21 protein-coding genes are annotated in these 21,166 nt (G+C 62.7%); 9 read left to right on the top strand and 12 right to left on the bottom strand.

Features of this window, described 5'->3' with window-relative positions:
* Positions 1-97: 97 nt before the first annotated feature.
* Both M8523_RS04525 and M8523_RS04520 read left to right on the top strand, forming a co-directional pair.
* Entirely contained in the window at positions 98-997 is a 900-nt protein-coding gene (locus M8523_RS04525; RefSeq protein ID WP_282583642.1) for a formate/nitrite transporter family protein, read from the top strand.
* A gap of 102 nt (positions 998-1,099) precedes the next feature.
* The gene (locus M8523_RS04520) at positions 1,100-2,659 is read left to right on the top strand and encodes a c-type cytochrome (RefSeq protein ID WP_282583641.1); all 1,560 of its coding nucleotides are present in this window, start codon (positions 1,100-1,102) and stop codon (positions 2,657-2,659) included.
* A gap of 30 nt (positions 2,660-2,689) precedes the next feature.
* Here M8523_RS04520 and bchO read toward each other — a convergent pair whose 3' ends face one another.
* From bchO to M8523_RS04475, 9 genes are all read right to left on the bottom strand, one after another.
* A complete protein-coding gene (bchO, locus tag M8523_RS04515) occupies positions 2,690-3,649 on the bottom strand; it encodes an alpha/beta fold hydrolase BchO (RefSeq protein ID WP_428349884.1) in 960 nt (319 codons plus the stop codon).
* 32 nt (positions 3,650-3,681) lie between these two features.
* Positions 3,682-4,797 carry an alpha/beta fold hydrolase gene (locus M8523_RS04510; RefSeq protein WP_282583640.1) on the bottom strand — a complete coding sequence of 372 codons (1,116 nt, stop codon included), beginning with the start codon at positions 4,795-4,797 and terminating at the stop codon, positions 3,682-3,684.
* Positions 4,798-5,000: 203 nt separating this feature from the next.
* Positions 5,001-6,788, bottom strand: a complete 1,788-nt coding sequence (locus M8523_RS04505; protein WP_282583639.1) for a magnesium chelatase subunit D — start codon at positions 6,786-6,788, stop codon at positions 5,001-5,003.
* Positions 6,785-7,810 carry a magnesium chelatase ATPase subunit I gene (bchI, locus tag M8523_RS04500; protein ID WP_282583638.1) on the bottom strand — a complete coding sequence of 342 codons (1,026 nt, stop codon included), beginning with the start codon at positions 7,808-7,810 and terminating at the stop codon, positions 6,785-6,787. Before bchI ends, M8523_RS04505 begins: the two co-directional genes overlap by 4 nt.
* 89 nt (positions 7,811-7,899) lie before the next feature.
* Entirely contained in the window at positions 7,900-8,166 is a 267-nt protein-coding gene (locus M8523_RS04495; RefSeq protein ID WP_282583637.1) for a hypothetical protein, read from the bottom strand.
* Between the two features lie 96 nt (positions 8,167-8,262).
* Positions 8,263-8,655, bottom strand: a complete 393-nt coding sequence (locus M8523_RS04490; RefSeq protein ID WP_428349882.1) for a c-type cytochrome — start codon at positions 8,653-8,655, stop codon at positions 8,263-8,265.
* Between the two features lie 231 nt (positions 8,656-8,886).
* The gene (gene xth / locus M8523_RS04485; RefSeq protein WP_282583635.1) at positions 8,887-9,663 is read right to left on the bottom strand and encodes an exodeoxyribonuclease III; all 777 of its coding nucleotides are present in this window, start codon (positions 9,661-9,663) and stop codon (positions 8,887-8,889) included.
* A gap of 4 nt (positions 9,664-9,667) precedes the next feature.
* Positions 9,668-10,546: a lysophospholipid acyltransferase family protein gene (locus M8523_RS04480; protein WP_282583634.1), complete on the bottom strand. Its 879-nt coding sequence runs from the start codon at positions 10,544-10,546 to the stop codon at positions 9,668-9,670.
* Between the two features lie 67 nt (positions 10,547-10,613).
* Positions 10,614-11,849: an FAD-dependent monooxygenase gene (locus tag M8523_RS04475; RefSeq protein ID WP_282583633.1), complete on the bottom strand. Its 1,236-nt coding sequence runs from the start codon at positions 11,847-11,849 to the stop codon at positions 10,614-10,616.
* A 228-nt stretch (positions 11,850-12,077) separates the two neighbouring features.
* On the opposite strand from M8523_RS04475, the gene sdhC reads away from it, so the two are divergent.
* From sdhC to M8523_RS04445, 6 genes are all read left to right on the top strand, one after another.
* On the top strand, positions 12,078-12,494 hold the full coding sequence (gene sdhC, locus M8523_RS04470; RefSeq protein WP_282583632.1) for a succinate dehydrogenase, cytochrome b556 subunit: 417 nt from the start codon (positions 12,078-12,080) through the stop codon (positions 12,492-12,494).
* Between the two features lie 7 nt (positions 12,495-12,501).
* The gene (sdhD, locus tag M8523_RS04465; RefSeq protein WP_282583631.1) at positions 12,502-12,894 is read left to right on the top strand and encodes a succinate dehydrogenase, hydrophobic membrane anchor protein; all 393 of its coding nucleotides are present in this window, start codon (positions 12,502-12,504) and stop codon (positions 12,892-12,894) included.
* A gap of 48 nt (positions 12,895-12,942) precedes the next feature.
* The gene (sdhA, locus tag M8523_RS04460; protein ID WP_282583630.1) at positions 12,943-14,763 is read left to right on the top strand and encodes a succinate dehydrogenase flavoprotein subunit; all 1,821 of its coding nucleotides are present in this window, start codon (positions 12,943-12,945) and stop codon (positions 14,761-14,763) included.
* 150 nt (positions 14,764-14,913) lie between these two features.
* Positions 14,914-15,693: a succinate dehydrogenase iron-sulfur subunit gene (locus tag M8523_RS04455; protein ID WP_282583629.1), complete on the top strand. Its 780-nt coding sequence runs from the start codon at positions 14,914-14,916 to the stop codon at positions 15,691-15,693.
* Between the two features lie 322 nt (positions 15,694-16,015).
* A complete protein-coding gene (locus M8523_RS04450; RefSeq protein ID WP_282583628.1) occupies positions 16,016-16,411 on the top strand; it encodes a thioredoxin family protein in 396 nt (131 codons plus the stop codon).
* Between the two features lie 4 nt (positions 16,412-16,415).
* On the top strand, positions 16,416-17,135 hold the full coding sequence (locus tag M8523_RS04445) for a cytochrome c biogenesis CcdA family protein (RefSeq protein WP_282583627.1): 720 nt from the start codon (positions 16,416-16,418) through the stop codon (positions 17,133-17,135).
* Positions 17,136-17,210: 75 nt separating this feature from the next.
* On the opposite strand, the gene M8523_RS04440 is transcribed toward M8523_RS04445, so the two are convergent.
* Together M8523_RS04440 and M8523_RS04435 are read right to left on the bottom strand one after the other, a co-directional pair.
* Positions 17,211-18,449, bottom strand: coding sequence for a cation:proton antiporter (locus M8523_RS04440; protein WP_282583816.1), 1,239 nt, complete (start codon positions 18,447-18,449; stop codon positions 17,211-17,213).
* Between the two features lie 81 nt (positions 18,450-18,530).
* Positions 18,531-19,850 (bottom strand): DUF2254 domain-containing protein, encoded by a 1,320-nt coding sequence (locus M8523_RS04435; protein WP_282583626.1) that lies wholly within the window; start codon positions 19,848-19,850, stop codon positions 18,531-18,533.
* 100 nt (positions 19,851-19,950) lie between these two features.
* On the opposite strand from M8523_RS04435, the gene M8523_RS04430 reads away from it, so the two are divergent.
* Positions 19,951-20,241 carry a hypothetical protein gene (locus tag M8523_RS04430; protein WP_282583625.1) on the top strand — a complete coding sequence of 97 codons (291 nt, stop codon included), beginning with the start codon at positions 19,951-19,953 and terminating at the stop codon, positions 20,239-20,241.
* 117 nt (positions 20,242-20,358) lie between these two features.
* Here the strand turns inward: M8523_RS04430 and purC are convergent, their stop codons facing one another.
* Complete coding sequence (purC, locus tag M8523_RS04425) at positions 20,359-21,153, bottom strand: phosphoribosylaminoimidazolesuccinocarboxamide synthase (protein WP_282583624.1); 795 nt, start codon at positions 21,151-21,153, stop codon at positions 20,359-20,361.
* Positions 21,154-21,166 lie beyond the last annotated feature (13 nt).

Genomic DNA, 21,166 nt, shown 5'->3' with positions numbered 1-21,166 from the left:
CTATTGCCCATGATGGCGTCTCCAACTGCACGACAACGTCCGGACGACCCGATAGGAGCACCGTTTCCGATGGGTTTTCTCTTTTCCACGGCTCGCCATGTCCGAATCTCCTGAGACGCCTGACGACGGAAAGGAAGCCTCGCCACTGCCGACCCTGTCCGAGGACGAGATCACCGCTGTCGCTGAACGAAAGGCGGGCTCGCCGAAAGTCGTTCACGAAGTGATCCGGCTGCAGGGCGATGAGGAGCTTGACCGCCCGCTACTCTCCCTCGTGTCTTCGGCCTTTGCGGCGGGGTTCTCGATCTGCGCCTCAATCCTGGCCGAATCGGCTCTGGCGATGCGGCTGCCCACGGCGGAGTGGTCCGAACTCCTCTCGAAGCTCGGCTATTCGGTCGGCTTCGTGATCGTCATCATGGGCAACCTGCAGCTGTTCACCGAGAATACGATCACGGTCATCCTCCCGCTCGCGACCCATCCCACCCTGCGCAACCTCGGCCGCCTCGGCCGGCTCTGGAGCATCGTGTTCTGTGCCAATCTCATGGGCACCTTCCTGGTCGCGCTCGTCATGGCGAAAGGCTGGATCATCTCGGGGGAACAACTTGCCGTCGCTTTGGAGCTCTCGGCCAAAAACCTCGGCCACGACGCGACGACGATCCTGCTACGCGGCGTCCCGGCGGGCTTTCTCGTGGCATCCATCGCCTGGATCATGCCCAATGCGCGCGGCGGCAGCGAGTTCTGGCTGATCGTGCTCATCACCTATGTGATCTCGATCTGCGGCTTCAGCCATGTGGTCGCAGGATCGGGTGAGGCCTGGCTGCTGCTTCTGGCCGGCAAGGTAAGCTTTTGGGGCTTGATGACGGGGTTCATCATACCGGCGCTGCTTGGCAACATTCTGGGCGGAACGGGTTTGTTCGCGGTTCTGGCCCATGGCCAGGTTCGAGAGGAGATCGCAGCGAAGGGCGACGATGTAAGAAGCAAAGACGGTGCCTCGGTGTAAGGTCCGCAGAGCATACGATCGTCAACCAGAGTGGACGAGTGCGGGAACCACACGTGCGCTCGGCCGTTCGATATGGCGTCCCTTCGAAGCGCGAGCCTGACCGTGCCCTTTCGTTCCTCACTGGCAAACATCTCTGCCGCACTGACGGCGGGTGTGATGCTTCTGTCCTCTCACCCGGTCTCCGCAGCTGAGGATAGTTTGACCGAACGGGGCAAATATCTCGCCACGGCGGGCGATTGCGTCGCATGCCACACCACGCCGGGCGGCAAGCCTTTCGCGGGCGGCTTGGGGATGGAGACGCCGTTCGGAACGATCTACACACCCAATCTGACACCCGACAAGGCGACCGGGATTGGCGATTGGAGCGACGACGAGTTCTACCGGGCCTTGCATGAGGGGATCGGGCACAAGGGCGAGTACCTTTATCCCGTGTTCCCGTTCCCCTGGTACACGAAGGTCACGAAGGACGATGCGCTGGCCATCAAAGCCTATCTGTTTTCGCTGCCGCCCGAAAACGCGCCGCGGAAACCGCTGAAATTCATGTTTCCGTTCAACATTCGCACGGCGCTGCTGACCTGGCGTACCGCCTTCTTCAAGCCGTCGACCTTCAAGCCCGATCCGGCCAAGAGCGATGAGGTCAATCGTGGTGCCTATCTTGTCGAAGGGCTCGGCCACTGCGGAGAGTGCCACAATCATAACAATCTGCTCGGTGCCTCCGACTGGAGCGGCAAGCTGAAAGGCGGCCAGATCGAGGGATGGTATGCGCCGAACATCACCTCCGATGGCAAGGAGGGCGTTGGATCCTGGCGTCAGGATGAGATCGTGCAATATCTCAAGACCGGCGCCGCACCCGGTCGCGGCATCGCGGTCGGCCCGATGAAGGAGACCATCCACGACTCGCTGCAGTATCTGACGACTGCCGATCTGGGCGCCATCGCGGCCTATCTCAAATCATTTTCGAAATCGGAGACCTACAAGCCGCTCGATACCGCGCAAGTCGATACGGCGTCGGCGGGCGCGGGTGCCTATCTCAGCAATTGCTCGTCCTGTCACGGTATCGATGGCCGTGGCGTCAAGGGCCAGATACCTGCTCTGGCCGGGAACGGATTGGTGACGGCCGCGGGACCGGAGAATGTGATCCGTGTCGTGGTCGGTGGTCTTCCAGCCTCGGGCGGCTACGCGCCGATGCCTGCGGCCGGCGCGGCCCTCAGCGACGAGACCGTCGCGGCTATCGTCAACTACGCCCGCACGGCGTGGGGCAATGCGGCGCCGGCCAATGCCGAGGCGGGACAGGTTGGGACACTGCGGGCCAAGACATCGACCTTGATGTTACCATCCCTGGCCTCCGGGTGCTCGAAGCCGGAAGCCACGACCTCCTTGGCCGCAGGGATCAACCAGGCCGGGGTCCGCGAAGCGCTCACCGGGGTCAAGCTGACCGACATGCTGCAGCGGATCGACGACGTGCTGCCCAAGGTCAAGTCCAGCGATCCTACCGCAACCAACGACGCGATCGTCAACGCCATGATTGAAGCCTATTGCCCGATCGTCCTGGCCGACAACACCGTGCCGCCCACCGAAAAGTCGGCCGTCCTCGGGAGCTTTGGTGGGTTGGTCTATGGCCAACTCAACAACATCGAGGCTAACGGGTCGCCGAAGAACTGAGGGCGAAACAATGCTTCGCTTGACGCGCCGTTAGCTCTGGCCAAACCCGGCCGACGCGACATCGTCGGTCGGTTCTTCGATGACATCCCAAACCACGGCCCAGCGCTTGATGACATCGACAATCTCGGCCGGCCGCTCTTCATGCGCCAAATGACCGAGACCCTTGAGCTGCTCGACCTGAGCTCCAGGCAGTAGCCGCCGAATACGATAGGCCTCGCTAGGCTGGATACTTCGATCGCGGCTGCCGACAACGAGAACGAGGGGAACCGGCAAGCCGGGGAGCCGGCGCTGTAGCCCGGCCAAATCCCAGTTGGCCATCATGGCCAACGCACCTGCGGTGTGATGAGGGTCGCGCGCGAGGCGGCGGTAGAAGGCAAGTCCTTTCGCGTCGAGCCGCGATCCGGTCTGGGCCATCAGCCGATCGACGACGCTTTCGTCGCTGGCCCACCATGAGAACAAACGCGCCGCCGTCGGGCTGCTCGCCATCAGCTTGGCCAAGGGTGAGAAGATCTGGCCAGCGATGCCGCCGATAGGCAGCAAGGCACCATTCAGGCTGATGATCCCGGCCGGCGCGATCTGCCGATCGAGAGACATCTGCGCCAAGATCGCGGCACCCGCCGAATGACCCGCTGCCAAACGCGGCGAAAGACCCAGCCTTTGCAGCAGGCTGCTCAACGCCGCCGCCATTCCTGGCAGCGACATCCGGGTGACGTCCGATCGACCGGTGAAAGCGTGGCCCGGCAGGTCCGGAGCGATCACCGTGAATCGGGCCGCCAGCGGTGACATCAGATCGCGCCAGGAATGGGTCGAGGCGCCCGTGCCATGAAGGAGGAGAAGGGGAGGCCCGGAGCCCATCACCTGGACGTGCCACGTCAGGCCACCGGCCTCGATGAACCTGCTCGCGTCTCGATGCGGCCAGTCGCGTCCTTCGTTCTCCCAAACCAATCCACCCGCAGGAAGATTGTCGCTGGCTCGGCGGACGTCGTGCAGGGGATGGCGCTCCTCACCCACCCTCGGCTCGCTCACAGTTGTTGTGCGGGCAAATTCCCATCTCGATCTTGTGGAATAGCCGTTGCGGGTGCGGGCAACGTGGCCAGGAAGGCCTCGAAGCGGTCCTGGAACCGATCAGGGATCTCAAACTGGGGCAGTGCACCCGTCTGAAAGACCTCGATCGACCAGTTCGCACGATTTTCGACCATCCGCTTTCCGCTGTAGTCTTGGAAATCACCGCGCACCCCGTGCACCATCCAGATCGGAAGCCGCAGGGCATCGTAGATGCGCGAGATGTCGTTGCTGAACAGAAATCCTGAAATGAAGGAAAAGGGCGCATGTTCGGCGCCAGGTTGATGCGTCGTCAGATAATCGTAGTCGATCAGGCTCTGATCGACCTGCTTCGAGCCGAAGGTTTTTTCCAGGAAATACCGGATGCTGACCCGGCTCGTCAGCAGGTCGAAGAAGGGCCGGCGCCAGAGACCGAACGTAAACCCTCTGTAGAGCTTGGGCATGCCGCGATTCGACCCCGGCGGGCCGTTGCGTGGGCTTCTCTTGTCGAAGCCCGTTGGGCTGATCAGAGACAGAGACCGAAACGCCGCGGGTCGCTCCGTCGCGGCGCGGGCCAGAAACTCGCTCGACAACGAGAGCGCCAGAGCGTCGATCGGACCCGGACCATGACGGCGAGCGACCTCATCCACCGCTGATAGAATTGCGTCTGTCATGATCCGGGGCGTGTAGAGCTCCGCCCGGCGTTCGGAGAGCCCGTAGCCCGGCAGATCCAGGGCGTAGACAGGCCGGCCGCGGCTCCTCTCGAAGATCGGCTTGATCTCATAGGCCGAGGCGGCCGCATTGATGCTGTGGACAAGAAGCAGAGGCGGTTCACCGGAAACGGCAACTGCATCGGCGGCATAGAAGGCGAGCCTGCCGAAAGCTGTCTCAAGCGAAGTATGAGTTCCCGGAACGGGCGGCGGCAGGTCGAGGTTGTGAGGTATCTGTTTCGCGGCGCGGCCAAGCCAGGCGCTGGCTGCCAGCAAAGGAATGCCAATCACTGCCTTGCTCAATCGATGCCCGCGCGGTTGATGCCGCGATCGACTGCCACGGTGATCGGGCGGACCGGCGTGTTGCTGCTTGGGTGCCACGGTCATGCGCCGCTCCTCTCAATGTCCACTTTAATGAACGGCTGGCCGACTGATGTGCCTTCCGGTCAACTCTCGTTGGAGATAACCATCAAAGAGAGGTTCGGTCCCGTTTTCAAACCATTTTGGATCCCTTCAGGGTACGACCATTGTGCGGTCGCGATTGGCAGAGACGCAATCTCCCTGAGCTTAGCGAACGTACAGCCGTCGGTTCATGCCCCTCCGGCTGCCCGGACGGCCTGCGACAGAGTCGCTGCTTCTGCGCGCGGCAGGGGGAGATACATGGCGTTCATGGCGGTCGCCAATGCGCGGGCCTGGGCCTGGGGGCGGGGCGAAGCGTCGACCACCAGCATGCGGATACCTGTCGCGCCTGCCGCCTTTGCGGCAGCGCCCGCGTCGTCTTCGGCTCGCGCCCGCCCGGTCGTGCCATCACGGGCCACATTGGCCCGGCCGTCAGTCAGAAACACCACCAAGGGAGTCTGACCACGCCGCCGAAGTTGCTCGGCGAGCGTCACCGCCGCATCGATGGCACCGGCAAGCGGTGTGGCGCCACCGCCCGGAAGTTCCGCCAGACCGCGCTTGGCGCGGGTGAGCGAGCGGGTCGGCGGGAGCACCAGTTCGGTGCCCCTGCCGCGAAAGGCGAGCAGGGCCACTTGGTCGCGGCGTGTGTAGCATTCCGCGAGAAGCAACTCGACCGCGCCTTTGGCTTCGGCGAGACGGTTGACGGCGAGGGACCCCGAGGCGTCGACCGCGAAGATCGTGGTTGTTTCGGTCCGCTGCTTGTAGCGCGTGATGCGCAGATCGTCGCGACGGATCATGACACGGGGCGGCGGCACGGCGGCCGAGTCGCCGCGACCTCGCAGCTTCTGCCATGGAGCCGCGGCACGAAGAGTCTCGATCACGTTCAGTCGTGCGGTGCCGCCGGGCACGCCGCGCCGCACCCCGGAAGGGCGGCCCCGCTTGGCCGTCTCTTGCATCGCTCCGGCTCGGCCTGCGGCATCTTTCGATGTGCGCATGACCATCAAGCTCTGGAGGCGCAGCAACAACCCGGGCGGGATCGCGGCCTTGGCGGCCGCCAGAACCATGTCGTTCGGCGCCTCCTGGGTGCCATGCTGCTCCAGAGCCTCGTTCGCGCCTGGATGCTGCGACGGGCCGCTATCCGGCTCGCTCGGAGTCTGCCGCCCAGGCTCTTGCGACGGCGCCTCAGGGGCATCGGATGCGGCCGGTAGACGTGTGGCGCGGGGCGCCAGGACGAGGCGGGCGGCGATTGCCGCATCCTCGGTCGTGACGGTCTCACGACCGGCAAGCGCCGCAGCCGCACGCGCCGCCCTCACGGCCATGATGGTCGCCCGCAGCGAGTCGACTCCGAGTGCGACCGCGGTCCCGGACAAGACGGTGAGGATCGCATCGTCTGCGACGACATCGGCATAGAGGTCGCGCGCGTGCTTTACCGTCTCCCGGCCATCGGCGACGACAGGATCGGGCACGACCTGATCGAGCTCCACCAGGAAGGCCATGCGGTCTCGGAGGACCGCTGCCAGATGCTCCTCGTCAATTCCTTCGTCGAGCGCGATCATCGCGACCCGCGCGCCCGATGTGCCGTTGAGACCGTCGCGCGCGACAATCACCTGGCCGCTGTCCAGTACCGATCCGAGGCGTGCCGCCAGGGGGACGGTGAGGCGTTCCGCCATGGGGATGAGCAGGATGCCGCCGTCCGCGTCGGCCAGCAGTCCCCGTTCGGCAACGGGACGACCTGCCGCCAGCGTGGCGGCCAGATCCAACCCGCCGAACAGACGGCTTTCGGCGGTACTCATCGGCAATCGGCGCCAGGGTGTCTCAGGCGGCAGCAGTTCGCGCATCTGTGCGAGCCAGCGGTCGCGCGCCAACCCGGCTCGAGCGCGAAGGACAACGCCGCCGAAGCCGAAGGGATCGACCGCACAGAGTAGGGCCGCCCACATTGGGTCGGTCCACTCCGTCGGATCGACCGCCGGTCGGGTCATGCCGCGAACACCTCCGCGACTGCGCGTTCCACTCTCGCGGTGGAGCCCGAATCATCAAGCGGATTGCGCCGCAAGCGATGGCGGAGTGCGGAGGGGGCGAGACGTCGCAGATGGCCGTCGTCCACATGCGCCGCGCCCTCGAAGCTCGCCAGAGCCCGGGCCGCCCGCATGAGGGTGAGTTCGCCACGCAAACCATCGGTCCCGAGCTTGATGCAGAGCGTCGCGGCCCGTTCGAGCGCCGCATCCGGGACGGTCACATCGGGCAGCCGGCTGCGTGCCTCGACGAGGCGTTCGCGCAACCGGGCATCCTCCCTCGACCATTGTGCCTTGAAGCCGGCGGGATCTCGTTCGAACGAATCCCGTCGTCGCACCACCTCGATCCGCAACGGAAGTTCTGTGGGCGTCTTCACCTCGACCGAGAGCCCGAACCGGTCGAGAAGCTGGGGCCGCAATTCGCCTTCTTCGGGGTTGCCGGTGCCCACGAGAACGAGCCGGGCCGCATGGCGGACGCTCAAGCCTTCGCGCTCGACGATATTCTCGCCGGACGCTGCGACATCGAGCAGCAAATCGACGATGTGATCCTCCAGCAGGTTCACTTCATCGATATAGAGGAAGCCACGGTGCGCGCGGGCGAGTAGTCCAGGCTCGAAGGCCTTGATGCCGTGGGCCAGGGCACGCTCCAGATCGAGCGCACCGACGACCCTGTCTTCGGTGGCGCCGAGCGGGAGATCGACCACGGGAACGGGGACTTTCTTGGTTTTCAGAGGACCTTGAAGAGAACGGGCGCTGCAATCCGAGCAAAACAGTGCCGGCGTGGCGGGGTCGCAATTATAGAGGCAACCAGCGTTGACCAACATTGGCGGCAAAAGGTCCGACAATCCCCGCACCGCGGTCGACTTGCCGCTGCCGCGGTCGCCAAACACCAAGACCCCGCCGACCGCGGGGTCGATCGCCGCGATCAGCATCGCGAGCTTCATGTCGTCCTGTGCCACGATCGCCGAAAAAGGAAAGTGCGCTGCCATCGTCGACGTTTCCAGTCAGGATTGAACTTGGAGGCCGTGAGCGTCGTGTTTCGCGCAGCGTCGCTAAGAGGCGACAGACCACGTTGTCGTCATCGGATCCAACGATGTCCCAGGTCTGCCACATGCGCCACCAGTGCGCCGGTGAGGCTTGCTGCGATCCAACCCCACCACCCGTTCACCAGCGCCTCGCGCAGAGCCAGCAGCAGCAGCATGCCGGACAGCAAGTTGCGGTTGAAGTCCCGTGGCGGCACGCCCCGTCCGGTGAGACGGTGGTAGGCCGACAGCGCCAGCCATTCCACCGCCGTCAGTGCCAGAATGGCCTCGACCAGATGCCCGCTTCTGATCAGATCGCCCATGATGCTTTCGTCTGCTTGAGGCCCTGAGCTTCAAGACGTCGCGCCATCGCGCGACGAAACATCCACCGATCTGCAGACACGCGAACGAGAGCGGTTTTACTTTGTCTTGCCGTCCGGACCGAGGGTTTTCAGAAACGCGACCACATTGTTGATGTCGGAATCCTTCTGAAATCCAACGAAGCTCATCTTCGTTCCAGGGACTTTGGCCTTCGGGTTCTTGAGGTAGACCTTCAATGTAGCCTCGTCCCAGGTGATTCCGGAGTTCTTGTTGGCTTCCGAATAATCGTACCCGGGATAGGTCCCCGCTTTCCGGCCCACGACACCATTGAGCACGGGTCCGATCGCATTCTTTGCGCCTTCCCCGAATTGATGACAGGTCTTGCAGATCTTCGCTTTGTTGGCGCCGGCAGCAGCGTCCCCATCAGCGGCGTCTTGCGCCAACGCGCTGTGAGCGCTTGAGAGCAGTACAACACCTGCCAGCACTTTTATAAGTTTCAAGCCAGCCTCCCTTTCCTGGATGTAACAAGGAGAAGATGGCGTCTTTCGGTGCGTGGCGTCAATCCAGATTGACATGAATCAAAGGTGCAAAAGCCGCTAAGGCACGAAGGACCATGCCGGAAAGTCCGCCTCTCTCGACAATTCCTTCGAGATGTCGTGACAATCATCATCAGGAGACGCCGCTGTGCGACCCATGGCCGCGACCGTATCCGTATCGGCAAACTACCGAAGCTCGATCCTGACCGGCACGTGATCGGACGGTTTGTCGGCCGCGCGGGTGTCCTTGTCGATCGTGACGTCCAGGAGCCGGTCAGCTGCCGAGGGCGAGAGGAGCAGGTGGTCGATTCGGATGCCCTTGTTCCGCTGCCAGGCTCCCGCCTGATAGTCCCAGAAGCTGTAGAGGCCGGCCGCATCCGTCGTCGCCCGCAGCGCATCGGTCAGTCCGAGCGACAGCAGGGTTCTGAAACGCTCCCGCGTGGGCGGGAGGAAAAGCGCATCGTCGATCCAGTTCTCCGGGTCGGCCACGTCTCGCGCCTCGGGAATCACGTTGTAGTCGCCCGCGAGCACTAGCGTGGCACCTTCGTTCAAGCGTTGGCGCGCATGGGCGATCAGTCGATCCATGAAGGCCAGCTTGTAGGGATATTTTTCGCTCCCGACAGGGTTCCCGTTCGGCAGATAGATCGAAGCGACATGGATGGAGCCGGCACCGTCCGGCACTTTGGCTTCGATGTAGCGGGACTGGACATCGTCGGGGTCGCCCGGCAGACCGGAGGAGGCCTCGAGCGGCTGCTTGGCCAGGATCGCGACGCCATTGAAGCCTTTTTGACCGTGCACATGGCAATGATAGCCCTGAGCTTCGATCTCGGTGCGCGGGAATGCCTCGTCGGCGCACTTCAGTTCCTGCAGGCACAACACATCGGGTGCGACACTCGCAAGATATCCGAGAACGTGTTCAAGGCGTTGCCGGATGGAATTGACGTTCCAGGTCGCTATTCGCATCCGTTCAGCTCCAGCGCCGATGAGCCCACATCCATTGGTCCGGCGCGTCCCGGACATATCGTTCGAAGGTCTGCTGGATGGCAAGGGTCGCGGCCTCGATGTCGGCTTTGCGATCGTCCGTCTCGGGGATCTCTAGGAGCTCGAAGGATTGTACGAAACGGACGTCAGGCAGGCGCCGCATGCGGACCATCAGGATCGGCGCTCCAATGCTGCGCGCCAGCATGGCCGGGAAGGTGGTGGACGGCGCCGGCTTGCCGAACAAGGACACGACGATGCCGTTGTTTTCCCGCTGATCGCTCAGAAAGCCGATCGTCCCTCCGTCGCGCACGATTTTGAGAAATTGCCGGGGGATGCTTGGCCCCTTGGGCTCGAGACCGCCCGTGTAGAGGAAGCTCCGCATGCGCAGCACTTCGGCGTCCACCAACGGATTATTCATCGGCCGGTAGATGCTCCAGGGCTGAGCGCCCGCCTGCATGATGCCGAGGATCGCGAGTTCCCAATTGCCCAAATGTCCGGCGCAGGCCACTTTTCCGCCCGGCCGAGCGGCCCAGCGCTGAAGCAACTCGACATTCTCCATCCTGACCCGATCGCTCGCCGCGATAGCCTTCAGGTGGAACGATTCGGCAAAGGTGCGGCCGAGGTTTTCCCACATGGCTCGCGCGATCGCCTCACGTTCGGCCTCGGTCTTCTCCGGGAAGGCGTCACGCAGATGACCGAGCGCGCGGCCGTGACGATGGGTCATGGGCGCCACATGACGCCACAAGCTGCCGGAGACACGTGAGGCCGTTTCGACCTTCAAGGCGCCAAATAGTGTCCCGACGGCACGAAACAGGACATATTCGATCCGGTGTCGACACGATGTCCAAAGCGATCGAAGCGACAAAATAAGATCCGGACACCGCAATTGCGCGCGAAAGAGGGCGCTTGATGACCGATGAGGGGGACATGCGTCAAGTGGGTGCGGGAAGCCGCTCCTTCGCGGCCAACCCTTGTCGCATTGCCAAGCGGCGGAGCGGCGCGATGCCGCCGAGAGCCGCAAGCCCCAGTCCGCGCATCAGATCCATGCCGGTCCGGTGGTTGAGAAGCGATCCGTTCAGGGCGCCTACACCCGCGGTGCGGGCCATCACATCGCCGGTTCGTGCGCGGGCATAGTGGTCGAGGCCTTGAATGGCGCCGATATCCTCGCGGTGCCCCCTTGCTGCACGCAGGTGGTCGACAAGGGCTATGACATCTCGGTAGCTGAGATTGAGGCCCTGTGCACCGATCGGCGGCAGCGCATGGGCCGCTTCGCCAATCAAGACCAATCGCTTCGCGGTCAGGCGCAGGGCCGAGCTCGTGACGATCGGAAACGCTCCGATTTGGCTGTCGAGCGTCATATCGCCCAGCAGCCTCGTGCATTGCGTTTCCGCTTCACGCGCGAAATCCGCCGCCGCAAGGAGACGCCGGCGCGCCGCTTCCTTTGGGTTCATCACCCACACGAGGCTCGACCGGTGCACCCCCGCAGAGGTCGGGGGCATGGGTACGAGGGTGAATGGACCCTGGCGTGTGTGAAATTCTGTTGAGGTGTCGTGATGAGGGGCCTCGTGCCTGAAAATTGCCGTCAGGGCTGTCTGAGGATGGTCCGTGACACGGACGCCGATGCGGGCCGCCTTGCGGGCCTGGGACTGGCGTCCATCGGCCGCAACCAGCAGGTGACCCGAGAATCGCTGCTGTCGATCCGTCGTGACAAGGGCCTCGCCGTCACCATAGGCAAAGTCTTTTGCCGACGCGGTGACAACCGTAAGTCCCGGTGTGGCTGTTGCCACAGCCTGAAGCGCATGCTCGAGCGCGGCGTTGTCGACATTGTAGCCGAATGCGTCGAGACCGATCTCCGAAGCCCGGAAGCTCACGGGTGGCGGGCTGAACAGTGAGCCCGTGGCATCGACGAGGCGCATCGTCCGCAAAGGCGCCACCGAGGGGGCCAGCGTTGTCCACACGCCAATATCGTCGAGCAACGCAACCGATCCCTGCAGCATTGCCACCGTTCGGCCAGGCCGCTGCGTCGCTGGCTGGCCCACGAGCGTCACGTGAAAGCCCAGCCCGGCAAGGCCGATCCCGGCGGCGAGCCCGACGGCGCCAGCGCCCACGACGATGATGTCACAGGACGCCGGAGGGGGCAGATGTCCGGATGGCGGTTGCACAGTCATGAAATGCCAAATCCAGTGGGAGCGTGGCTGATGATCCGCGCGACGGTTTGAAGCGAAACAAGGCACGGTTCGGATTGTCAACGCCGAGCCGAGGCGGCAGCGGGCGCGGCACGATGTCCGCTGGTGACCCGGATTTGGGCACAGCGTGTGGTTCCGCCGGGCCCGAACCTGTTGTGCGCTGCGATGGTTCCTTATATCAGTTCCGCGTTACATTCATTGAGGCACCTTATGGCCGATCTCTCCGGGCCGACCACGGCCCCGGTCCGGCACCAGCGTCCCCTGTCGCCCCACCTCCAAATCTATACCCCCATGCTCACGATGATGATGTCGATTGCGCATCGCATCACGGGGGTGGCCCTCTATGTCGGCACCCTGTTGCTGGCGTGGTTCCTGATTGCTTTGGCAAGCGGGCCAGATTCCTTCGCGACCGTCGCTTGGTTCATGGATTCCATCCTGGGCAAGCTCGTCCTCCTCGGTTTCACCTGGGCCTTGTTTCACCACCTTCTCGGCGGCTTGCGTCATTTCCTTTGGGATTCAGGATGGGGCATGGACCACCCGCAAAGGGAATGGCTGGCCCAGGGTACGCTGATTGGCGGCATTGTCCTGACGGTCCTGGTCTGGGCCGCTGCTTTCGCATTGCGTTGAGGGCTCGATGAGCGACAATCCACGTCACGCCAAGAACGAAGCCCGCCGCGTCCGGTATCTCGGCTCAGCCAAATCCGGCACTGCTGGCCTGCAGCATATGCGGCTCACCTCGCTGGCCCTTGTGCCGCTGACGATCGCCTTCGTGTGGCTCGTCCTCTCATTGGTGGGGAGGACCTATGATGAAGTGCATGAGATCATGGCGCGACCTTTTCCCGCGATCGTGATGCTGCTGGTCATCGGTGCAAGCCTCTACCATATGCAGCTCGGGATGCGGACGATCATCGAGGATTATATCCATGGCGAGCATCTGAAGGACTGGAGCCTCGCGGCAAACCTGTTCTTTGCCGTCATCGTCGCCGTGGCATGTGTCTACGCCGTGCTGCGGCTGAGTTTTACCTGATCTGAAATGCGCGGATACCTTCGATGAAGGTGTCGACGGGGATGTTCTATGGCCAGCAACGGCAGCAATGGGGCGGGCACAAGCCCGGCCTATCCGATCACAGATCATACGTTTGATGTCGTCGTCGTCGGCGCCGGCGGCGCCGGTTTAAGGGCGACTGTCGGTTGCGCCCAAGCCGGACTTCGGACGGCTTGCGTCACCAAAGTGTTCCCCACCCGGTCACATACGGTGGCGGCCCAGGGCGGCATTTCGGCGTCGCTCGGCAATATGGGGCCAGATGATTGGCGCTGGCACATGTATGACACCGTCAAGGGGTCGGACTGGCTCGGCGACCAGGACGCCATCGAATATCTCTGCAAGAACGCGCCGGCTGCCGTCTACGAGCTCGAACATTGGGGCGTGCCCTTCTCGCGCACCGACGAGGGCAAAATCTACCAGCGTCCCTTCGGGGGCATGACAACGGACTATGGTAAGGGCACAGCCCAGCGCACCTGCGCGGCTGCCGACCGCACCGGGCACGCGATCCTGCATACGCTCTATGGCCAAGCCTTGCGGGCCAAGACCGAGTTCTTCATCGAATATTTTGCGCTGGACCTCATCATGGAGGAGGGGCGTTGCCGCGGCATCGTGGCGCTCAAGATGGATGACGGAACGATCCACCGGTTCCGTGCCAATCTCGTGATCCTTGCGACAGGCGGTTACGGCCGCGCCTATTTCTCGGCGACCTCGGCCCACACGTGTACGGGCGATGGAAACGCCATGGTGCTGCGCGCCGGCTTGCCGTTGCAGGACATGGAATTCGTGCAGTTCCATCCGACCGGCATCTACGGGGCAGGGTGTCTTATCACGGAGGGCTCGCGCGGCGAAGGAGGTTACCTCACCAATTCCGAGGGTGAGCGCTTCATGGAGCGCTATGCGCCATCGGCCAAGGACCTTGCCTCGCGTGACGTGGTGTCGCGCGCCATGACCATGGAGATCCGCGAGGGGCGGGGCGTCGGCAAGCAGAAGGATCATATCTATCTGCACCTCGATCACCTCGACCCGAAGATCCTGCACGAACGGCTGCCCGGGATTTCCGAATCGGCGAAGATTTTTGCTGGCGTCGATGTCACCAAGGAGCCTATCCCGGTCTTGCCGACGGTCCATTACAACATGGGCGGTATTCCAACGAACTATCACGGTGAGGTGTTGACCAAGGTCAACGGCAACCCGGACGCGATCGTGCCCGGCCTGATGGCGTTGGGAGAAGCCGCCTGCGTCTCTGTGCATGGGGCGAACCGCCTCGGCTCGAACTCTCTGATCGACCTGGTGGTGTTTGGCCGCGCCGCCGGCCTGCGGGCCGCCGAGATCGTCACGCCCGGTGAGAAACAGTCCGAATTGCCCAAGGGCTCGGCCGACCCGGCGTTATCGCGCCTCGATCGCTTCCGCAATGCCGCCGGCTCGACACCGACGGCAGAGCTTCGTTTGCAGATGCAGCGCACGATGCAGAGCAATTGCGCGGTGTTCCGTACCGGTGAAGTGCTGGAGGAGGGCGTCAAGCTCATCCGTGACGTCTACAAAGGCGCATCCGATGTGCGGGTCAGCGACCGGTCACTGATCTGGAACTCCGACCTGATCGAGACACTCGAATTCGACAACATGATCGGCCAGGCGGTGGTGACCATGGAGAGTGCCGCGAACCGCACCGAGTCGCGGGGCGCGCATGCACGTGAGGATCATCCGAAGCGCGACGACAAGGAATGGATGAAGCACACGCTCTCGTGGCTCGATGTGAAGGCCGGTCAGGCCGTGATCGACTATAGGCCGGTGCATACCTACACGATGTCGAACGAGGTCCAGTACGTGGAGCCCAAAGCACGGGTTTATTGATCATGAAGCGGGCCGTGCGCGTCATTCGCAAAACGCCCGCCCCGCCGACAATAACCTCGTTCGCTACGAGCGTAGGAAGCATTCCCGAAACACCGCCGCAGCAGGGTCTTGAGCGCTTGCCGGCACAAGTTCCATTAGGCATCAGCCCCCATGGTCGAACTCGCACTTCCCAAGAATTCGCAGATGAAGCCGGGGAAGACCTGGCCGAAGCCCAGCGGCGCGAAAAGGCTGCAGGAGTATAAGGTCTATCGCTGGGACCCTGACACGGGGGCAAACCCGCGCATCGACACCTATTTCGTCGACCGCGACGATTGCGGTCCCATGGTCCTCGACGGGTTGATCTGGATCAAGTCCAAGGTCGATTCGACGCTGACCTTCCGCCGCTCCTGCCGGGAAGGCATCTGCGGCTCCTGCGCGATGAATATCGACGGCACCAACACACTCGCCTGTACCAAGGGCATGGACGAGGTGAAGGGAGCGATCAAGCTCTACCCCTTGCCGCACATGGAGGTCGTCAAGGATCTCGTGCCCGACCTCACCCGCTTTTATGCGCAGCATGCCCTGATCGAGCCGTGGCTGCACACAACCAGCCCACAGCCCGAAAAGGAATGGAAGCAATCGCCGACCGAGCGGCAGGCGCTCGACGGTCTCTACGAGTGCATCCTGTGCGCCTGCTGCTCGACCTCCTGCCCGAGTTATTGGTGGAACGGGGATCGTTACCTCGGCCCGGCCGCCCTGCTGCAGGCCTACCGCTGGCTGATCGACTCCCGCGACGAGGCGACGGGTGATCGGCTCGACACCCTCGAGGACCCGTTTCGGCTCTACCGCTGCCACACCATCATGAACTGCGCGAAGGCCTGCCCGAAAGGCTTGAACCCAGCCAAGGCCATTTCGGAGATCAAGAACATGATGGTGGCGCGCCAGAACTGAGGCTTGTCGCGAACGTCAGGATGACGGTTGGGGTGGTCGCCGACGCGTGGGCCGTGGCCAAAGGGCCGGCCTAGCTCGGTGCCGGCCACAATCCTGGCGTGCGCCGGTCCCCTTCGATCGATGTGGGCCCGACTGTTCCGATGCAATCCTTCGGCGAGGCTCCGACGAGAGCGTTGTCGTGCCCAAACCGCATGCCCCGACCCTGCTCGGCACCTGTTGCCGATAATCCCCATCGAGATTCAAGAAAGACTGTAACCTCGCCCGGTCGGAGGACGAAGATCTTCGTATCTGGCCGATGCGGGAATCTCGAAGGAGTTCGAATATGATCGACAGGCGTTCCGTTTTGCTGGGCTTTGTGCTCGCCGCAGGTCTCACGGCCTCAACGCGCGCTTTCGCATTCGAGGCTCAACCATTCAGTGAGAAGAGCTTCGAGGCAGCTCAGGCGGCAGGCAAGCCTATCCTGGTCGAGGTGACGGCGCCCTGGTGCCCTACTTGCAAAGCTCAGAAACCAATTCTGTCCGATTTAAGCCAAAAGCCCAAGTTCCAGAACGTCGTAGCGTTTCAGATCGATTTTGATTCGCAGAAGGACCTTCTGCGCAAATTCAACGTCCGCATGCAGAGCACGCTGATCTGTTTTGCGGGTCGCAAGGAAGTGGCTCGCTCCACCGGCGATACCAATAGCGTGTCGATCGAAGCCATGCTCGACAAATCAGTTTAGGCGCATGGGTGCTGCATTCGGCTTTGCTTTCGTGGCGGGCCTCGCCTCGATGTTGTCGCCATGCGTGCTGCCACTTGTCCCTCTCGTGCTTGCGCCAGCGCTCTCGACCCATCGGTTCGGGCCGCTTGTTCTTGCCGGCGGTCTTGCGATGTCGTTTACGATCGTAGGCCTCTTCGTGGCCACGATTGGTTACGCTCTCAACATTGATGGAAGTGTTTTCCGCTCCGCGGGCGCCATCGTGATGGTGTTGGTGGGCCTGATGCTCCTGGTGCCCTCGCTGCAGGTCAGGTTTGCCACTGTATCCGGGCCGGTTGCCAACTGGGCCGACCAACGAATGGGGCATCCTGTTGCATCGGGGCTTGCGGGCCAATTTGGCATTGGGCTGCTCCTCGGCCTTGTCTGGTCACCTTGTGTCGGGCCGACACTCGGGGCCGCATCTCTGATGGCGGCGCAGGGCCATAACCTGGGTGAGGTCGCATGCGTCATGCTGTTCTTCGGCATTGGCGCCGCCGTTCCGCTTCTTGCTCTCGGGGTATTGTCGCGCCAGACATTGCAGATTGCTCGCGGCGGCCTCTTGGACGCCGGCAAGGCAGCCAAGATTGCGATCGGACTGCTTCTCGTATTGTTCGGGGGAGGGATCCTGTTCGGACTCGACAAGATCATCGAGGCCGTTCTGGTGGATTGGTCGCCGGCTTGGCTCGTTTCCACGGCGACTCGATTTTGACACCGAGACCACGACCGCCTGCCTCCGAGCTTGGGGCTGAGGCGAGCGGTATGACAAGTCGATCCGGCAGTTTGCTTACCGTTTGACGCTCGGTGCCAACAGGCGTTCGATCGTGGCGCCCTGGGCAATCACCGCAAACAGCACGACCATGTAGGTCGCGGCAAGTATGACCGCGCGCGACGACGTATCGGACAGGCTCAGAGCGAGTGCCACCGATATGCCGCCGCGCAGGCCGCCCCAAATCAGGGTGGCGGGCGCTTGCGGACCGAGCCGCAGGACAGGACGCAGGACAACCAAGGGCAACAGCACCGAGGCGGTGCGGGCCGCGAGTGCCAGCGGAATGGCCAGCGCACCGAGTGCCAGCACGCGAAGGTCGTGCGAGACGGTGATCACTTCGAGGCCGATCAGCAGGAAAAGGATGGCGTTGAGGATTTCGTCCACGAGCGACCAAAATTTTAGTAGGTAGTCCTTGGTCGTCTCGCTCATGGCTTGGGCGACACCGTGATTGCCGATCAGGATTCCCGCGACCGCCATGGCGACGGGGCCACTCACATCGATCTGGTTGGCAAGCGCGTAACCGCCCATGACCACTGCGAGTGTCATCATCACCTCGACGTTGTATTCGTCGATCGATTGCATCGCTCGGACGGCGATCCAGCCGATGAGCAGACCAAGCACGACCCCACCGCCAGCTTCGATGGCGAAAAGTTCGAGCGCGTGGGGTACCGAAAAGGCTTCGCCGCCTGACGCCGCGCTCAACAGGATCGAGAACACCACGACGCCAACGCCATCGTTGAAAAGGCTCTCGCCGGCGACAGTCGCTTGCAAGGTCGGCGACACATCGGTCCGTTTGAGGACGCCCATAACGGCCACCGGGTCGGTCGGGCTAATGAGGGCGCCGAAGACCAGGCACCAGATCGGTGGCACGGCAAGTCCGAGCCAGCCCGACAACAGATAGAAGCCACCGCCGATCAGCGTCGTCGAGAGCAGGACACCGATCGTGCTCAAAACCAGGATCGGCCAGCGTCCTCGCCGCATCTCTTCCCAGTCGACGTGAAGTGCACCCGCGAAAAGCAGGAAAGACAGCATGCCGTTCATCAGGGTCTGGTGAAAGTCGATGCTGGTGATCAGGGAAACAATGTCGTCCGTTGCTCGACTGGCCGGCACAAGCCGATCCACAGCCAAGACGATCAACGAGGAGAATGCCCCCATCAGCGTCAAGCCGACCGATGACGGAAGTCGGATGAAGCGGTTGTTCAGATAGGCGAAGGCGGCCGCAAGGACGATCAGGATGGCGGCGACGTCGAAAGGCATCAGGGTCACGCTGCGGCCACCTGCAATGAAGGCCGGCGATGATTTTGGGACGACCACAAGATGTGTTTGGGGGCCGCCAAATCAGAAATCCAGTCGATCGACGCAGGCAGCTGGACCGCCTGACCGCATTGCTGCGAAGCGACGATGTCGCATGCGCAGATCAAGCAGATCGGAGGGCGTCTCGATGCTCCGCTCCCCGTCACTGAGCACGAGGTCGGCATGCCGCTGAAGGGCTGCGACGCGCCTCGGCTGGGCCTCACAACTTACCACGGCGGTCAGCACCTCGAGGATTCGAATGAGGATGGCGGCGCTGCCATCCGCATTTTGCCGGATCATGTGGAACATGGTGTCCGTCAGCCCATCGTAATCAACGCGAGGCACGAGCAGAACCGCGCGCCCCTCCCTGACCGACACTCCACTCGGCAGGTGACGCGGAACAAGCTCGCAGAGAGCCGCGCCCAGGCGCTCCAGGACGCTCATGGCGGTGTGAGGGTCATTAATGCCGGGCGACAAGGCCCTGACCGCCACCTCGACCAACTGACGCACGGCGAATTCGAGATCGGCGGCACTCACGCGTTGGGGGCCAAGGGCGGTTGCGTCTCGAATAGCGGCATCGGTGCCCTCGATGAGCGGCATGGCCAGCGCAATCGGCGCGCCAGGAAAGACGTAGTCGCCGGGCCGAGCCAGCAGACGGATACGTGTTCCATGCGCCGCAGCCCAGTCAGCGAGCCCCTCTTCGTCAAGGTGTTGAAGATAGCCGCGGCGCGGGTCGCTCACGGGCCTGGCCGACCGCCACATTTCTGACGAGGGAAGGGAGGCTCCGGGCTCCTCTGTGGCGAGGCGCTGCAGGGTCGCCGTCACGTCCTGGCTGACGAGTTCGATCACGGTGTCGACGTTGATGCGCCCCGCCATGTGATTGACGAAGAAAACCAGCATCCCCACGCACACGAAGGCGAGCAGGATGCCGACGCTCATCGAGACGTGCGGAACGAATTCACCCTCGTTCTGCGTCCGGACACTGCGCAAAACCATCAGGGCGTAGGAGAATGTTCCAAGGAAGCTCCCGAGGGTGATCTGGTTGACGCGATCCTTCGTGAAGTTGCGCAATAGGCGAGGCCCCATCTGACCAGCAGCGAGCGACAAGGCCGCAATGGTGATGGAGAACACTGTGCCGGCCACACCGATGGTAGACGACGCCACGGCACCGAGCAGCGTGCGTGCACCGGTGCCGCCGCCGTTGTAAAGCCACGCGCTCTGCAGCAATGCCGGAGGAACGATCCCACTGCGGTCAAGGCTGACCAGGCTCAAGGCGAGGAGAATCCCCGCAAGAACCATAGAGCCAGGCACAATCCAGAACGTTTCCCCGAGCGCGGTGACCAGTTTGCGGACGCGTGCTTTCACGTGCGCGGCCGCACCAGGGGCGGATCTGATTGGAGACGAGGATCAAGCCGCGAGGTGAGGCTGGCAAAGACGAGTGGAATCATGCCCCCTGAAGTGCCGTATGGTCGTGGGTGGCGCCAGCTTTATGTTGCAGGCGCCATGGGGGCAGGCCTTGATCGATGGGTGTGTATCGAGGGCAATCCATAGCGAATCCTGGCCCGCACCGGCCCGTCCATTCGGCACAGCTCTGCAGGACTGCCGCAAGACCGGGATCAAGGCGAAGCTTGTGGCGGCGGGTCGCGTGTCCAACGGCTTCAGCATCGCCGACCCGATAGATGCAAGCATGATGGACGTCGTCGGCTTCGACACCTCGGCGCCCACTTTGATCGCGGATTTCATCCGGGCCGAATGACAAAGGGAGCGATGGGCGATCCACCGCTCCCAAATTTATTTTGTCACAAACCACCGAACTTTCGCTAAGCGGGCTTTATCGACCTGAAAAGACCACTCGCCTCGGCTTTCGGAGGGTTTACTGAACGAGCTGCGGACCAGGTGGGCGCGTCGTTTCATTTTCCTGCATGATTCCGAGGCGGCGTGCGACTTCGCTATAGGCCTCGACCAGCCCGCCGAGATCGCGTCGAAAGCGATCCTTGTCGAGTTTGTTGTTCGATTTGATATCCCACAGACGGCAGGAGTCAGGCGAAATCTCGTCCGCCACGACGATCCGCATCATGTCGCCTTCCCAGAGCCGACCCGTCTCCATTTTGAAATCGACGAGCCGAATACCGACGCCGAGGAAGACGCCCGAGAGGAAATCGTTGACCCGAATGGCAAGCGCCATGATGTCGTCGATCTCTTGCGGAGCCGCCCAACCGAACGCGGTGATATGCTCTTCTGACACCATCGGGTCGTTGAGCTGGTCGTTCTTGTAATAGAATTCGATGATCGAGCGCGGCAGCTGCGTGCCTTCCTCGATGCCAAGACGGGTTGCCAGAGAGCCTGCCGCGACATTGCGGACGACCACTTCTAACGGAATGATCTCAACCTCTTTAATAAGTTGCTCGCGCATGTTCAATCGTTTGATGAAGTGCGTCGGCACGCCGATATTGTTGAGGTTCTGAAAGACGTACTCCGAAATGCGGTTGTTGAGGACGCCCTTGCCGTCGATCACTTGGTGCTTCTTGGCGTTGAAGGCCGTGGCGTCGTCCTTGAAGTGCTGGATCAGCGTACCTGGCTCAGGCCCTTCATAGAGGACCTTGGCCTTGCCTTCATAGATGCGGCGGCGGCGGTTCATGGGGATCAACCGTGGCTTGAGGAAATCCATGGGTCGGCCTGAG

Source organism: Lichenifustis flavocetrariae (genome assembly GCF_026130545.1).
In the GTDB taxonomy this organism is placed as follows: Bacteria; Pseudomonadota; Alphaproteobacteria; order Rhizobiales; family Beijerinckiaceae; genus Lichenihabitans; species Lichenihabitans flavocetrariae.
This window is presented reverse-complemented; position numbering and strand designations above follow the sequence as displayed.

Bases quoted from the DNA above. Each gene is read 5' to 3' on its own strand.
- M8523_RS04495 (WP_282583637.1), bottom strand. From the start codon at position 8,166: ATGGGCGATCTGATCAGAAGCGGGCATCTGGTCGAGGCCATTCTGGCA.
- sdhA (WP_282583630.1), top strand. From the start codon at position 12,943: ATGGCCAGCAACGGCAGCAATGGGGCGGGCACAAGCCCGGCCTATCCG.
- M8523_RS04475 (WP_282583633.1), bottom strand. From the start codon at position 11,849: ATGACTGTGCAACCGCCATCCGGACATCTGCCCCCTCCGGCGTCCTGT.
- M8523_RS04450 (WP_282583628.1), top strand. From the start codon at position 16,016: ATGATCGACAGGCGTTCCGTTTTGCTGGGCTTTGTGCTCGCCGCAGGT.
- M8523_RS04455 (WP_282583629.1), top strand. From the start codon at position 14,914: ATGGTCGAACTCGCACTTCCCAAGAATTCGCAGATGAAGCCGGGGAAG.
- sdhC (WP_282583632.1), top strand. From the start codon at position 12,078: ATGGCCGATCTCTCCGGGCCGACCACGGCCCCGGTCCGGCACCAGCGT.
- M8523_RS04510 (WP_282583640.1), bottom strand. From the start codon at position 4,797: ATGACCGTGGCACCCAAGCAGCAACACGCCGGTCCGCCCGATCACCGT.
- M8523_RS04525 (WP_282583642.1), top strand. From the start codon at position 98: ATGTCCGAATCTCCTGAGACGCCTGACGACGGAAAGGAAGCCTCGCCA.
- M8523_RS04505 (WP_282583639.1), bottom strand. From the start codon at position 6,788: ATGACCCGACCGGCGGTCGATCCGACGGAGTGGACCGACCCAATGTGG.
- M8523_RS04440 (WP_282583816.1), bottom strand. From the start codon at position 18,449: ATGCCTTTCGACGTCGCCGCCATCCTGATCGTCCTTGCGGCCGCCTTC.
- sdhD (WP_282583631.1), top strand. From the start codon at position 12,502: ATGAGCGACAATCCACGTCACGCCAAGAACGAAGCCCGCCGCGTCCGG.
- purC (WP_282583624.1), bottom strand. From the start codon at position 21,153: ATGGATTTCCTCAAGCCACGGTTGATCCCCATGAACCGCCGCCGCCGC.
- xth (WP_282583635.1), bottom strand. From the start codon at position 9,663: ATGCGAATAGCGACCTGGAACGTCAATTCCATCCGGCAACGCCTTGAA.
- bchI (WP_282583638.1), bottom strand. From the start codon at position 7,810: ATGGCAGCGCACTTTCCTTTTTCGGCGATCGTGGCACAGGACGACATG.
- M8523_RS04430 (WP_282583625.1), top strand. From the start codon at position 19,951: ATGGTCGTGGGTGGCGCCAGCTTTATGTTGCAGGCGCCATGGGGGCAG.
- M8523_RS04445 (WP_282583627.1), top strand. From the start codon at position 16,416: ATGGGTGCTGCATTCGGCTTTGCTTTCGTGGCGGGCCTCGCCTCGATG.